The sequence below is a fragment of the Streptomyces termitum genome, assembly GCF_014650175.1.
Classification (GTDB): domain Bacteria; phylum Actinomycetota; class Actinomycetes; order Streptomycetales; family Streptomycetaceae; genus Streptomyces; species Streptomyces termitum.
Genome location: NZ_BMUL01000002.1, coordinates 261,633 through 275,860, shown reverse-complemented (window position 1 = coordinate 275,860; position 14,228 = coordinate 261,633). Strand labels below are relative to the sequence as shown.

The 14,228-nt window shown below is 71.9% G+C and carries 11 protein-coding genes; 10 read left to right on the top strand and 1 reads right to left on the bottom strand.

Annotated features, from left to right (window positions below; genetic code table 11):
* Nucleotides 1–2: 2 nt before the first annotated feature.
* The 9 genes from IE219_RS04585 to IE219_RS04545 all read left to right on the top strand — a co-directional run bounded on the left by IE219_RS04585 (nucleotide 3) and on the right by IE219_RS04545 (nucleotide 10,902).
* A complete protein-coding gene (locus tag IE219_RS04585; protein ID WP_189975207.1) occupies nucleotides 3–359 on the top strand; it encodes a DUF4233 domain-containing protein in 357 nt (118 codons plus the stop codon).
* Between the two features lie 66 nt (nucleotides 360–425).
* Entirely contained in the window at nucleotides 426–839 is a 414-nt protein-coding gene (gene ndk / locus IE219_RS04580) for a nucleoside-diphosphate kinase (RefSeq protein ID WP_189975206.1), read from the top strand.
* Between the two features lie 243 nt (nucleotides 840–1,082).
* Nucleotides 1,083–2,102, top strand: coding sequence for a rod shape-determining protein (locus IE219_RS04575; RefSeq protein WP_019886273.1), 1,020 nt, complete (start codon nucleotides 1,083–1,085; stop codon nucleotides 2,100–2,102).
* Nucleotides 2,103–2,178: 76 nt separating this feature from the next.
* The gene (gene mreC / locus IE219_RS04570) at nucleotides 2,179–3,258 is read left to right on the top strand and encodes a rod shape-determining protein MreC (protein ID WP_189975205.1); all 1,080 of its coding nucleotides are present in this window, start codon (nucleotides 2,179–2,181) and stop codon (nucleotides 3,256–3,258) included.
* Nucleotides 3,255–3,923: a rod shape-determining protein MreD gene (gene mreD / locus IE219_RS04565; protein ID WP_189975204.1), complete on the top strand. Its 669-nt coding sequence runs from the start codon at nucleotides 3,255–3,257 to the stop codon at nucleotides 3,921–3,923. The genes mreC and mreD overlap by 4 nt, the downstream gene beginning before the upstream one ends.
* A gap of 19 nt (nucleotides 3,924–3,942) precedes the next feature.
* The gene (mrdA, locus tag IE219_RS04560; RefSeq protein WP_189975203.1) at nucleotides 3,943–6,129 is read left to right on the top strand and encodes a penicillin-binding protein 2; all 2,187 of its coding nucleotides are present in this window, start codon (nucleotides 3,943–3,945) and stop codon (nucleotides 6,127–6,129) included.
* 2 nt (nucleotides 6,130–6,131) lie between these two features.
* Nucleotides 6,132–7,331 (top strand): rod shape-determining protein RodA, encoded by a 1,200-nt coding sequence (gene rodA, locus IE219_RS04555; RefSeq protein ID WP_189975202.1) that lies wholly within the window; start codon nucleotides 6,132–6,134, stop codon nucleotides 7,329–7,331.
* A gap of 66 nt (nucleotides 7,332–7,397) precedes the next feature.
* The gene (locus tag IE219_RS04550) at nucleotides 7,398–8,921 is read left to right on the top strand and encodes a CYTH and CHAD domain-containing protein (RefSeq protein WP_189975201.1); all 1,524 of its coding nucleotides are present in this window, start codon (nucleotides 7,398–7,400) and stop codon (nucleotides 8,919–8,921) included.
* A gap of 52 nt (nucleotides 8,922–8,973) precedes the next feature.
* Nucleotides 8,974–10,902, top strand: a complete 1,929-nt coding sequence (locus tag IE219_RS04545; RefSeq protein WP_189975200.1) for a TIGR03960 family B12-binding radical SAM protein — start codon at nucleotides 8,974–8,976, stop codon at nucleotides 10,900–10,902.
* Between the two features lie 75 nt (nucleotides 10,903–10,977).
* Here IE219_RS04545 and IE219_RS04540 read toward each other — a convergent pair whose 3' ends face one another.
* The gene (locus IE219_RS04540; RefSeq protein ID WP_506004919.1) at nucleotides 10,978–13,290 is read right to left on the bottom strand and encodes a bifunctional glycosyltransferase/CDP-glycerol:glycerophosphate glycerophosphotransferase; all 2,313 of its coding nucleotides are present in this window, start codon (nucleotides 13,288–13,290) and stop codon (nucleotides 10,978–10,980) included.
* 177 nt (nucleotides 13,291–13,467) lie between these two features.
* Between IE219_RS04540 and IE219_RS04535 the strand changes: the two genes are divergently transcribed.
* On the top strand, nucleotides 13,468–14,103 hold the full coding sequence (locus tag IE219_RS04535; RefSeq protein ID WP_189975198.1) for a hypothetical protein: 636 nt from the start codon (nucleotides 13,468–13,470) through the stop codon (nucleotides 14,101–14,103).
* Nucleotides 14,104–14,228 lie beyond the last annotated feature (125 nt).

Genomic DNA, 14,228 nt, shown 5'->3' with positions numbered 1-14,228 from the left:
GCATGCGCACGCTCTGCTCCTCCACCCTCATCGGGGAGTTCTTCGTCATCGGCTTCGCCGGTCTGGTCGCCATGAAGGACGCCTCCCTGGCCACGTCCACCGTCTGGTGGGTGTGCGGGGTGGCGATGGTCCTGTCGGTGCTGCTCTGCGGGATGATCACCCGGCCCGGCGGCGTGCAGCTCGGCTGGGCGCTCCAGGCCGGTCTGGTCGTCAGCGGCTTCTTCGTCCCCGTGATGTTCTTCCTCGGGGCCCTCTTCGCCGTGCTCTGGTGGTGCTCGGTGCACTACGGGCGCAGAGTGGACGAGACGAAGGCCCGCTGGGCCGCCGCCCAGGGCTCCGCAGGGCCTGACGCTGCGTGACGGAAGGCGGTGCGGGCCCTGTAGATTCGTAGGTCCGCACACCTTTTCCCCGAAGGAGTTCCTCCCGTGAGTCAGCGCACGCTCGTCCTGCTCAAGCCCGACGCGGTCCGACGCGGCCTGATCGGCGAGATCATCGGCCGCATCGAGCGCAAGGCCGGCTGGACCCTCGCGGCCCTGGAGCTGCGCCACCTGGACCAGGAGACGCTGGAGGAGCACTACGGCGAGCACAAGGGCAAGCCCTTCTACGAGCCGCTGATGGGCTTCATGGCCTCCGGTCCGGTCGTCGCGCTCGTCGTCGAGGGCGAGCGGGTCATCGAGGGCGTCCGGCAGCTGGCCGGCCCGACCGACCCGATCGCCGCCGCCCCGGGCTCGATCCGCGGCGACTACGGCACCATCGTCCGCGAGAACCTGATCCACGCCTCGGACTCGGAGGAGTCCGCCGCGCGCGAGCTGAAGATCTTCTTCCCCGGCCTCGGCTGAGCGCGGACCGCACGCTCCGCCGCCCGTCTGACCCCGCGTCAGCCGGACGGCGGCCACCTGATGGGGCGACCGAAGGAATTCGGCCGCCCCCAGGCATATGAACGCCAATCCCGGGAACGGATCGCCGCGTCCTACCGTCACCTACTACAGAGGTGGACCAGCGCGCGTCTTCCGCGTCGGCGGCACTACGATGGAAAACTCCACGCCGCACCACCCTCACCCATGGGAAACAAGGGGAACTTCATGTCGTTCATCGGCCGTGACATGGCTGTCGACCTCGGGACCGCCAACACGCTGGTGTACGTCAGGGGTCGAGGCATCGTCCTCAACGAGCCGTCCGTCGTCGCGATCAACACCAACACCGGCGGGATCCTCGCGGTGGGTGCCGAGGCGAAGAAGATGATCGGCCGGACCCCCGGCAACATCGTCGCGGTCCGCCCGCTGAAGGACGGCGTGATCGCCGACTTCGAGATCACCGAGCGGATGCTCCGCTACTTCATCCTGAAGATCCACAAGCGGCGCTACCTGGCCCGTCCCCGCGTCGTGGTCTGCGTGCCCTCCGGCATCACCGGCGTCGAGCGCCGCGCCGTCATCGAGGCGTCCACCCAGGCCGGCGCCCGCCAGGTGCACATCATCGAGGAGCCCATGGCCGCCGCCATCGGCTCCGGCCTCCCCGTCCACGAGGCCACCGGCAACATGGTCGTCGACATCGGCGGCGGCACCACCGAGGTCGCCGTGATCTCCCTCGGAGGAATCGTCACGGCACAGTCCATCCGGGTCGCCGGCGACGAGCTGGACAACGCGATCATCCAGCACATCAAGAAGGAGTACTCGCTCCTCCTCGGCGAGCGCACCGCCGAACAGATCAAGATCACCATCGGTTCGGCCTACGACCTGGAGCAGGACGAGCACACCGAGATCCGCGGCCGCGACCTCGTCTCGGGCCTCCCCAAGACCGTCGTCATCTCCGCCGCCGAGGTCCGCAAGGCCATCGAGGAGCCGGTCAACGCCATCGTCGACGCGGTCAAGACGACCCTCGACAAGTGCCCGCCGGAGCTCTCCGGTGACGTGATGGACCGCGGCATCGTTCTCACCGGTGGCGGCGCCCTGCTGCGCGGCCTCGACGAGCGGCTGCGCCGCGAGACCGGCATGCCGATCCACATCGCCGAGGACCCGCTGGACTCGGTGGCGCTGGGCTCCGGCAAGTGCGTCGAGGAGTTCGAGGCCCTCCAGCAGGTCCTGGACGCCCAGCCGCGCCGCTGAGCACCGTTCCGCACGGGACCCCGTACGGTACGCACATCTGCACAACGAACCACGAGGAAGGGCACGGCCGCCGCACGTGAGGGACACACGAGAGAGCCGGCTGCTCCTGGTGCTGCTGGTCGCGATCGCGTTCGCGCTGATCACGGTGGACATCCGCGGCGGCCAGGAGTCGCCGGTCGACGGCGCCCGGCAGGCCGCCGCCGCCGTCTTCGGCCCCGTCGAGAACGGCGTCGCCGCGGCGGTCGACCCGATCGGCAACGCCATAGGCGCGGTCCGCGACTCCGGCGAGCGGCACACCCGCATCGCCGCCCTGGAGAAGGAGAACGCCGAGCTCAAGGCGAAGCTCGGCAGCGACGACCGCAACCGCAACCGGCTGCGCGAACTCGACACGATGCTCAAGACCGCCGGCGCCGGCCAGTACGGCATCAAGGGCGCCCAGGTCGTCGCCATAGGAGCGGCCCAGGGCTTCTCCTGGACCGTCACCATCGACATCGGCGCCCGCGACGGCGTCAAGCGCGACATGACCGTCCTGAACGGCTCCGGACTCGTCGGCCGGGTCACCACCGTCGGCCCCTCCACCTCCACCGTCCTGCTGGCCAACGACCCCGACTTCACCGTCGGCACCCGCATGGAGAAGACCGACGAACTCGGCTTCGCCACCGGCCAGGGCGACCGCCCCTTCCTCGTCCAGCTCCTCAACGGCAAGGCCAAGGTGAAGGCCGGCGACCGGCTCGTCACCTTCGGCTCCAGCGGCGACAAGCCCTTCGTGCCCGGCGTCCCGGTCGGCGAGGTCGTCCGCGTCGACCCCTCCGGCGGCGGCCTCACCCGCAACGTCTACGTCCGCCCGTACGTCGGCTTCACCAAGCTCGACATCGTCGGCGTCGTCGTCCAGGCCCCCCGCTCCGACCCGCGCGACATGGTGCTGCCGCGGAAGCCCGAGCCGGCGCCCACCGTCACCGTCACGGTCACCGCCGAGCCCGGCGACGCCGAGAAGCCGGCCGGCCAGGAGGCCCAGGGCCGGGCCGAGAAGCCGATACAGGATCCGGCACAGAACCAGGCGCAGGACCCGGCCCGGAACCAGGCCCAGGACCCGGCCCAGAACCAGGCCCAGAATCCGGCCCAGGACCCGAACGCCCAGGAGGACGCGACACCGTGAAGTTCAACCGCATCCTCCTCTCCGCGGCCCTGATCGTGGTCGCCCTCGTCGTCCAGGTCTCCGTCCTCGCCCGGCTCCAGCTCCCCGGCGCCGTACCCGACCTCGTCCTCCTCACCGTCGTCGCGCTCGCCCTCGTCCACGGGCCCGTCACCGGCGCCCTCGTCGGCTTCAGCGCCGGCCTGCTCGCCGATTTCGCGCCGCCCGCCGACCACGCCGCCGGCCGCTACGCCCTCGTCCTCTGCGTCGTCGGCTACCTCGTCGGCCTCGTCCGGCCCGAGAACGGCCGCTTCACCTCCGCCTTCGGCCCGATGGCCGCCGTCGTCGGCGCGGCCGTCGGCTCCACCCTGCTCTACGCGGGCGTCGGCGCCCTCGTCGGCGACACCGCCGCCCGGCACGTGGGCCTCACCTCGCTGCTCCTCACCGCCGTCGTCTACGACCTGCTGCTCGCCCCGTTCACGGTGCCGTTCCTCATGGCCCTGGCCCGCCGCGCCGAGAACGACCCGGTCGCCGACGCCACCGGCGCGGGCGGCGGCGACGTCTCCGCCGGCTGGCTCTCCTCCGGCACCGGCCTGAGGATCGGCAGCCAGCGCGGCGGACTGCGCGTCAAGGCGGCCCGCTCCCGCGCCGGACGCGCCGGCCGCATCAAGGGAGTCAAGCGACTGTGACCGAGGGGGCACCGGCAGCATGACCAACATCCCCGAGACGGGACGGACCCCCCGCGTCCAGACCCGGCTCGTCGTCATCCAGATCCTCGTCTTCTCCCTGCTGCTCACCCTGGGCGGCCGGCTCTGGTACCTCCAGATCCGCAACGGCAAGGAGTACACGGACGAGGCCAAGAACAACCACGTCCAGCAGGTCGTCCAGCCCGCCGTCCGCGGCTCCATCCTCGACGCCCGGGGCGTCCCGCTCGCCGACAACGAGACCCGCCTCGTGGTCTCCGCCTCGCGCACCGAGCTGATGAGGATGAAGGACGACGGCAAGGCCGTCCTCACCCGGCTCGCCGGCGTCCTCGCCATGAAGCCCGAGGACGTCATCAACAAGATCCGGCTCTGCGACGCCAAGACGCCCAAGCCGTGCTGGAACGGCTCCCCGTACCAGCCGATCCCGGTCACCGACGAGGCCACCACCCAGCAGGCCCTCCAGATCCGCGAGCGCGCCGAGGACTTCCCCGGCATCACCGCCGAACCCACCGCCGTCCGCCGCTACCCGGCCCCCGGCGAGTCCCGCACCTCCCAGGTCCTCGGCTACCTCTCGCCCGTCACCGACCAGGAGATCGAGAAGGCCAAGGACGGCGACTCGCCGTACCTCCGCTCCGACCAGGTCGGCCGCTCCGGCCTGGAGCGCACCTACGACAAGGAACTGCGCGGCAAGGCCGGCGTCACCCGCTACGAGGTCGACAACCTCGGCCGCGTCATCGGCCAGGCCCAGTCCGACCCCGCCGTCCCCGGCTCCAACGTCGTCACCTCCATCGACGCCCGCGTCCAGGCGGTCGCCGAATGGGAGCTGCACAACGCGATGGTCGAGGCCCGCAAGACCTTCGACAAGAACACCAACGAGAACTACAAGGCCGACGCCGGCGCCGTCGTCGTCATGGAGGCCAGGACCGGCCGCGTCGTCGCCATGGCCTCCCAGCCCGACTACGACCCCAACGCCTGGGTCGGCGGCATCTCCGCCAAGGACTACGCCGCCCTGACCGGCAAGAACTCCAACTTCCCGCTGCTCAACCGCGCCATCCAGGGCCAGGCCGCCCCCGGCTCCATCTTCAAGGTCATCCCGACCACCGCCGCCGTCAACGCCGGCTACGAGTTCAACGGCCGCTACCCCTGCCCGTCCTCGTACTCCATCGGCAACCAGGTCTTCAAGAACTTCGAGTCCCAGGGCCACGGCAACATCACCCTCGGCCAGGCCCTCGAAGTCTCCTGCGACACCGTCTACTACGCGCTGGCCCACCAGCAGTGGCAGAAGGACGGCGGCATGAAGCCGAAGAAGGACGCCAAGGACTGGTTCTACAAGACGGCCCACCAGTTCGGCCTCGGCGCCACCACCGGCATCGACCTCCCCAACGAGGTCTCCGGCCGCGTCCCCGACCGGAAGTGGAAGCAGACCTTCTGGGAGGCCAACAAGGACTACTGGTGCAAGATCGGCAAGCGCGGCGGCAGCTACGTCGAGCAGCTCTCGTACGAGAACTGCCTCGAAGGCAACCTGATGCGCGCCGGTGACTCGGTCAACTACTCCATCGGACAGGGCGACACCCTCGTCACCCCCATCCAGATGGCCACCATCTACGCCGCCATCTCCAACGGCGGCACCCTGTGGAACCCCTCCGTCGGCAAGGCCGTCGTCAGCCCCGACGGAAAGACCGTCACCGAGATCAAGCCCCAGGCCCACGGCAAGCTCCCGATGAACGCGAAGACGCAGAGCTTGATAGAGGAGGCCCTCGCGGGTGTCGCCACCCGCGGCACGGCCGCCTGGCGCTTCGGCGGCTGGCCGCAGGACAAGATCCCGATGCACGCCAAGACCGGCACCGCCGAGGTCTACGGCAAGCAGACCACCTCCTGGTTCGCCACGTACACCAAGGACTACGCGATCGTCATGACGATCTCCCAGGGCGGCACCGGCTCCGGCGCCTCCGGCCCCGCCGTCCGCAACATCTACGACGCCCTCTACGGCCTCGACGACGCCGGCAACCAGGACCTCAAGCGCGCCCTGCTGCCCAAGCCCCAGGCGGCCCTCCCGAAGATCGCGGCCGACGGCTCCATCGACGCCCCGACGGTCAAGCCCTACGACCCCGAGGCGCAGAAGGCCGACCCCGCGAAGGACGGCACCGCCGCCCTCGCCGGGCCGCCCGCCGCCACCTGGCGGAGGGACTGACCATGACCGCGCCGCACGGCTTCTCCGTCTCCCGCTACGCCCCCGAGCGCTCCACCCTCGCCCGGCTCACCGCCCGCGACTCGGTGCTCCGCCGCCTCGACTGGCCGATCCTGCTCTCCGCGCTCGCCCTCTCCCTGATCGGCTCGCTCCTGGTGTGGTCCGCCACCCGGGGCCGCACCTCGCTCAACCAGGGCGACCCGTACTACTTCCTCTTCCGCCACCTGCTCAACACCGGCATCGGCGTCGCCCTGATGATCGGCACCATCTGGCTCGGCCACCGCACCCTGCGCGGCGCGGTGCCCGTCCTCTACGGCCTGTCGATCGTGCTGATCCTCGCCGTCCTCACCCCGCTCGGCGCCACCATCAACGGCGCCCACGCGTGGATCGTCATCGGCGGCGGCTTCTCGCTCCAGCCCAGCGAGTTCGTGAAGATCACCATCATCCTGGTCGCGGCGATGCTCCTCGCCGCCAAGGTCGACGCGGGCGACCAGATCCACCCCGACCACGGCACCGTCGCCAAGGCGCTGGTCCTCGCCGCGCTCCCCATGGGCATCGTCATGCTGATGCCCGACCTCGGCTCGGTCATGGTGATGATCGTGATCGTGCTCGGCGTGCTCCTCGCCTCCGGCGCCTCCAACCGGTGGATCCTCGGCCTCATCGGCGCCGGTGTCCTCGGCGCGGTCCTCGTCACCGCCCTCGGCATGCTCGACGAGTACCAGATCAACCGCTTCGCCGCCTTCGCCAACCCCGACCTCGACCCGTCCGGCGTCGGCTACAACACCAACCAGGCCCGCATCGCCATCGGCTCCGGCGGCCGCTTCGGCGCCGGCCTCTTCAACGGCTCCCAGACCACCGGCCAGTTCGTCCCCGAGCAGCAGACCGACTTCGTCTTCACCGTCGCGGGCGAGGAGCTCGGCTTCGTCGGCGCCGGACTGATCCTCGTCCTCCTCGGCGTCATCCTGTGGCGCGCCTGCCGCATCGCCCGCAGCTCCACCGAGCTGTACGGGACGATCGTCGCCGCCGGCATCGTCTCCTGGTTCGCCTTCCAGTCCTTCGAGAACATCGGCATGACCCTCGGCATCATGCCGGTCGCAGGACTGCCGCTGCCCTTCGTCTCCTACGGCGGCTCCTCGATGTTCGCCGTCTGGGTGGCCATCGGCCTCCTCCAGTCGATCCGCGTCCAACGGCCCATGACCGCCTGACGCCCGCCCGCCTCCCGATCCGGCGCGATCCGGCATGATCCGGAAGGAACGGGCAAGATGCGAGACATGGCCGGGACGAAGCGCGAGATCGAGCGGAAGTACGAAGCCACCGGGGACACGGAGCTGCCGGACCTCACCCGTGCCCCCGGCGTCGCCCGCGTCACCGACGAGGGCGTCACGGAACTCGACGCCGTCTACCACGACACCCCGGACCTGCGCCTCTTCGCCGACGGACTCACCCTGCGCCGCCGCACCGGCGGCGCCGACGCCGGCTGGCACCTCAAGTTCCCCGTCGCCCCCGGCGTCCGCGACGAACTCGCCGCCCCGCTCTCCGACACCCTCCCGCGCCCCCTGGCGGCGCTCCTGCGCTCCCGCGTCCGCACCGGGAGGGTCGTCCCCCTCGTCCGCGTCCGCTCCTCCCGCGACGTCCGCCGCCTCCACGCCGCCGACGGCACCCTCCTGGCCGAACTCTCCGTCGACACCGTCCACGCCGTCCTCCTCGCGGGCGCCGGGGACGGCGCCACCGCCGACTGGACCGAGATCGAGGTCGAACTCGCCGACGGCGCCGACCCCGCCGTCCTCGACGCCGTGCACAAGCGCCTGCGCAAGGCCGGCATCCGCCCCGCCGGCGCCCCCTCCAAACTCGCCCGCGCGCTCACCGGCGCCGGCCTCGCGCCCCCGCCGCCCGCCCGGCCGTACGAGGACGGCACCGCGGGCGCCGCCGTCCTCGCGTACGTACGCGAACAGGTCGAGGCGATCGTCACCCTCGACCCCGCCGTCCGCCGCGACCTGCCCGACTCCGTCCACGGGCTCCGGGTCGCCTGCCGCCGCCTGCGCAGCGCCCTCAGGACCCACCGCGCGGTCCTCGACCGCACGGCCACCGACCCGATCGGCGACGAGCTGAAATGGCTCGCCGGACAGCTCGGCGCCGCCCGCGACCAGGAGGTCCTCACCCAACGGCTCGGCGCCCGGCTCGACGCGCTGCCCCGCACCCTGCGCCTCGGCCCGGTCCGGGCCCGGCTGCGCGCCGGGAGCGTCGCCCGCGGCGCGGGAGCCCGCCGCGCCGCCCTCGCCGCCCTCGACTCCGACCGCCACCTCGCCCTCCTCGACCGCCTCGACGCGCTCCTCGCCGACCCGCCCGCGCGCGGCGCCGCGCACCGCCCCGCCCCGAAGGTCCTCGCCCGCGCCGTCCGCGGGGACCACGACCGGCTCGCCGCCCGGATCGCGCACGCCCTCTCCCTCGACCCCGGCCCCGAGCGCGACCTCGCCCTCCACGCGGCCCGCAAGGCCGCCAAGCGCGCCCGGTACGCCGCCGACGCCGCCGTCCCCACCCTCGGCAAGCCCGCGAAGCGCCTGGCGAAACGGGTGAAGGCCGTCCAGTCCCTGCTGGGCGAGCACCAGGACTCCGTCGTCGCCCGCGCCGCCCTGCGCGAGCTCGCCGTCCGGGCCCAGGGCGCCGGGGAATCCGCCTTCACCTGGGGACTCCTGTACGGCCGGGAGGAAGCGGCCGCCGCCGACGCGGTACGGGCCCTGCCGGAGGTCTGGGCCCGCGCCTCGGCCCCGCCCCTCACGGCGGCGCCGGGGCACTGAGCACCGGGGTACGCTTGAGAGTCGCCCCCCTGCCCGCTCACGAAGGTTCGAGATGTCTGCTGCCGAGTCTGTCTTCCCGCAGCTCGAAGCTCTGCTCCCGCACGTGCAGAAGCCGATCCAGTACGTCGGTGGAGAGCTGAACTCCACGGTCAAGCCGTGGGAGTCCGCCGACGTCCGCTGGGCTCTCATGTACCCGGACGCGTACGAGGTCGGCCTGCCCAACCAGGGCGTCATGATCCTCTACGAGGTGCTGAACGAGCGCGAGGGCGTCCTCGCCGAGCGCACCTACAGCGTCTGGCCCGACCTCGAAGAACTGATGCGCGAGCACCAGGTGCCGCAGTTCACCGTGGACAGCCACCGCCCGGTCGGCGCCTTCGACGTCTTCGGCCTGTCCTTCTCCACCGAGCTGGGCTACACCAACATGCTCACGGCCCTGGACCTGGCGGGCATCCCGCTGGAGTCCAAGGACCGCACCGTCGACCACCCCATCGTGCTCGCGGGCGGCCACGCCGCCTTCAACCCCGAGCCGATCGCGGACTTCATCGACGCGGCGGTCATCGGCGACGGCGAGCAGGCCGTGCTCGACATGACCGAGGTCATCCGGCAGTGGAAGGCGGAGGGCCGGCCGGGCGGCCGCGAGGAGGTCCTGCTCCGCCTCGCCAGGACCGGCGGCGTCTACATCCCGGCGTTCTACGACGTCGAGTACCTGCCGGACGGCCGCATCGGCCGCGTCGTCCCCAACCGCTCGGGCGTGCCGTGGCGCGTCTCCAAGCACACCGTCATGGACCTCGACGAGTGGCCCTACCCCAAGCAGCCCCTCGTCCCGCTCGCGGAGACCGTCCACGAGCGCATGTCCGTCGAGATCTTCCGCGGCTGCACCCGCGGCTGCCGCTTCTGCCAGGCCGGCATGATCACGCGCCCCGTGCGGGAGCGAAGCATCACCGGCATCGGCGAGATGGTGGACCGCGGCCTGAAGGCCACCGGCTTCGAGGAGGTCGGCCTCCTCTCGCTCTCCTCGGCGGACCACTCCGAGATCGGCGAGATCGCCAAGGGCCTCGCGGACCGCTACACCGACGACAAGATCGGCCTGTCGCTCCCCTCGACCCGCGTCGACGCCTTCAACGTCGACCTGGCCAACGAGCTGACCCGCAACGGCCGCCGCTCCGGTCTCACCTTCGCCCCCGAGGGCGGCTCCGAGCGCATGCGCAAGGTCATCAACAAGATGGTCTCGGAGGAGGACCTCATCCGGACCGTCGCCACCGCCTACGGCAACGGCTGGCGCCAGGTGAAGCTGTACTTCATGTGCGGCCTGCCCACCGAGACCGACGAGGACGTCCTCCAGATCGCCGACATGGCGATCAACGTCATCAGGAAGGGCCGCGAGGTCTCCGGCCAGAACGACATCCGCTGCACCGTCTCCATCGGCGGCTTCGTGCCCAAGCCGCATACCCCCTTCCAGTGGGCCCCGCAGCTCTCCGCCGAGGAGACGGACGCCCGCCTGCAGAAGCTCCGCGACAAGATCCGCGGCGACAAGGCGCACGGCCGCTCCATCGGCTTCCGCTACCACGACGGCAAGCCCGGCATCGTCGAGGGCCTCCTCTCCCGGGGCGACCGCCGCATCGGCGCCGTCATCCGCGCGGTCTACGAGGACGGCGGCCGCTTCGACGGCTGGCGCGAGCACTTCAGCTACGACCGCTGGATGGAGTGCGCGGAGAAGACCCTCCCCGAGTACGGCGTGGACGTCGCCTGGTACACCACCCGCGAGCGCTCCTACGAGGAGGTCCTGCCCTGGGACCACCTGGACTCCGGTCTCGACAAGGACTGGCTCTGGGAGGACTGGCAGGACGCCCTCGACGAGACCGAGGTCGAGGACTGCCGCTGGACCCCGTGCTTCGACTGCGGCGTCTGCCCGCAGATGGACACCCACATCCAGATCGGCCCCACCGGCAAGAAGCTGCTGCCGCTGAGCGTGGTCAAGTAGTCCCGTACGGCTCCCGTACGCGAGAGGGGCGCCCCGGCGGAGATCCGCCGGGGCGCCCCTCTCGCACGCGCGGGGTCACTTCGCCACGGGCTCCGCCCCGGCGGGCTCGGCGGCCTCGGCCGGGGTCGGGGCCGGGGTGCGCTCGGCGAGCGGCACGAAGGGCGGGTTCGTCCCCTCCTCGCCGAGGAAGACGCGGCGGACGACCCGCTCGGCGGCGTGGCCGTCGTCCCAGACGCAGAACCGCTCGCGGAAGGCCCGGCGCAGCGCGGCGGCGGCCCCGCCCTCCCAGGCTCCGCTGCGGAAGGCCTCGATCAGCTCGTCCTCGGTGGTGGCGATCACGCCGGGGGTGTCGCCGGGCTCGCCGGAGAGCAGGTCGAAGGTGACGCCGCGACAGGTGCGGTACATCTCCCAGTCGTCGGCGTAGGTGACGATCGGCCGGTCGAGGTTGGCGTAGTCGAACATGATCGACGAGTAGTCCGTGATCAGGGCGTCGGCCGCCAGGCACAGCTCCTCCACCGAGGGGTGGCGGGAGACGTCGACGAGGGCGCCGCGTCCGGCGAGCGCGTCCAGCTCGGGGTCGGCGCCGTAGAAGTAGTGGGCGCGGACCAGCAGGACGTGGTCGGGGCCGAGCTCGCGGGCGAAGCGGGCGAGGTCGAGCCGGGGGACGAAGGCGTCCTTCTGGTGGTCGCGGACGGTGGGCGCGTACAGCAGCGCCTTGCGGCCGGGGGCGATGCCGAGGGCGGCCCGGATCCGGCGGACGTCCTCGGCGGTGGCCCGCTGGTAGACGTCGTTGCGCGGGTAGCCGGTGTCGAGGGAGGTGAAGGGCGCCGGGTAGACCCGCTCCCAGTGCTCGGTGGAGTGCGGGTTGGCGGAGACGCTCCAGTCCCAGCGGTCCACGCGCTCCATCAGCTTGTCGAAGTCCATGCTCCTGGCGACGGCCGGGAAGCGCTGCTGGTCGAGGCCCATCCGCTTGAGCGGAGTGCCGTGGTGGGTCTGGAGGTGGACCTGGCCGGGGCGCTTGACCACGGAGTCCGGGAAGTTGACGTTGTTGACCAGGTACTTGGCCCGCGCCATGGCCTTCCAGTAGCCGAAGGTGGCGGGGGCGATCCGGGTGGTCCCGGGGGGCAGCGAGGCGGCGTGGGAGGGGTTCACGACCCAGACACCGCGCAGGTGCGGGGCGAGTTCCCGGGCGGCCTCGTGGACGGCGAGCGGATTGCAGGAGGGGGTACGGCCCCAGTAGGCGGAGTAGACGGCGAGGTTCTCGTCGACGGGGAGCCGCCGCTGCACGGCGTAGTACGTCTTCAGGGCCTTGCGGCCGCCCCAGCGCTTGGAGTCCCCGAGGGCGCGGAAGGCGGTCTCGCGGGTGCCGTTGGCCAGCTTGAGCGAGGCGAAGGCGGCGTACGAACCGGTGCGCAGGACCTTGAACTTCAGACCGACGACGCCGGGCGGCGGGGTGAAGCCCCGCGGTTCGTTCTTCCGGTACACCTGGCCGGCCCGGTGGAGGTAGGCGCGGCGGTGGGTGCGCGGTATGCGGAAGGGGCGGGCGAGGGTGTAGAGGAAGTGGGAGATCATCCGCTCGAAGACGACCGTGCGGTAGTCGTCGAAGCCGGGGCGGCCTTCGAGGTAGTCGAAGACCGCCTGGTACTGGTCGAAGATCACGAAGTGTTTGCGGGGCGCGCTGCTGCGCATGGAGCTGCCCCGGCGGCGCTGGCGGTACTCGACGACGACCTGTTCGAGGACGGCGAGGCGCTCGGCCGCGGCCATGGTCGTGTAGACCATGAGCGCGTCCTCGTAGAGGCCGTCGGTGAAGCTGAAGCCCCGGCCGTCGAGGCCGCCGGAGGTGAAGAAGTCGCGGCGGTAGGCCCGGTTCCAGACGACGGCGAACAGGCGCAGCAGGCCGAGGTGGTCGGCGGGACGGACGACCCGGTCGCGGATCTCGGCCAGCCGGGGGGCGGAGTTGCTGGCCTCGACGGTGCCGTCGGCGTAGGTGCGGACGTGGTCGAAGAGGAGGATCTCGGGGTCGCCGGTCTCGGCGAGCCGGTCGGCGACGGCCCGCAGCGAGCCGGGGCGGACGGAGTCGTCGCCGTCGAGGAAGAGCAGGTAGTCGCCGCGGGCCTCGGCGATGCCGGTGTTGCGGGCGGCGCCGATGCCGCCGTTCTCGGCGCGGTGCACCGGGCGGACGCGCGGGTCGCGGGCGGCGAGCTCGTCGAGGATGGCACCGCTGCCGTCGGGGGAGCGGTCGTCGACGGCGATGATCTCGAAGTCGGTGTAGTCCTGCGCGAGCAGGGATTCGAGGCATTCGCGGATGTAGCCCTCGACCCCGTGGACCGGGACGATCACACTGAACCGGGGGGTAGCTGCAGACGGCATGCCGTGTTGTCTCCTCAGTCGAACCGCTCATTCGCAGTATGACAGGAGCATCATTTCGTTCCGGGGAGGTGCCGGGCCGGGGGAGGGCCGGATGGCGCAAGGGCGCCCCGCCCCGCCGGGTAACGCCTTGGTGACGTCCGCGGGAAAACGGGGCCGGGGGGAAACCCGCCGCGGGGTCCCCACGTCGTTGTGGGCATGAACACGGAGAACCCGGGCTGTCTCACGGGGGTGGCGCGCGCCGTCGCCCTCGTCGTCGTCCTGCCCGTACGGCTGCTCTGGGACGCCCTCGCCTGGTGTCTCGGACAGCTCTGGCGCTGGATCCTCGCCCCCGTCGGCCGCGCCCTCGGATGGCTGGTCCACCACCTGCTCGTCGTCCCGCTCCGCTGGCTCTGGGAGTGGGTCCTCGCCCCGGTCGGCCGCGCCCTGTGGTGGCTGTTCGACCGGGTCGTCCTCGTCCCGGCGGCCTGGCTGTGGCGGTACGTCCTCGCCCCCGTCCTGCGGGCCGTGTGGTGGGTGGTCGACCTGCTCGTCGTCACCCCGCTGGGCTGGCTCTGGCGGTGGGTCCTCGGCCCCGTGGTCCGCTTCGCCGGAGCGGCCCTCGCCTGGGCCTGGGACGTCGCCGGACGGATCCTGAAGGCCCTCGGCCGGGCCGTCGGGTGGGTGCTGTGGCACGCGGTCGGCCGGCCGCTCGCCTGGCTGTACCGGACCGTCCTCACTCCCCTGGGCCACTGGCTGCGCGCCTGGGTGTGGGCGCCGGTCGCCGCCGCGGCCCGGGCCGTGCGCGCCGCCGCCCGCGAGGTGCGGACCGCCCTCTTCGGCGGCCCCCGCTGACCGTGTCCCCGGCTCGCCGGGGAACCCCGGGTGCGCCGGGCGCGTACTCTGGGTAGTACAACGAACGTCCCCGGCGCGGCGCCCGCCCCCGAGACCTCCCCGCCCGTGCGGGGGTGAGCCGGGCG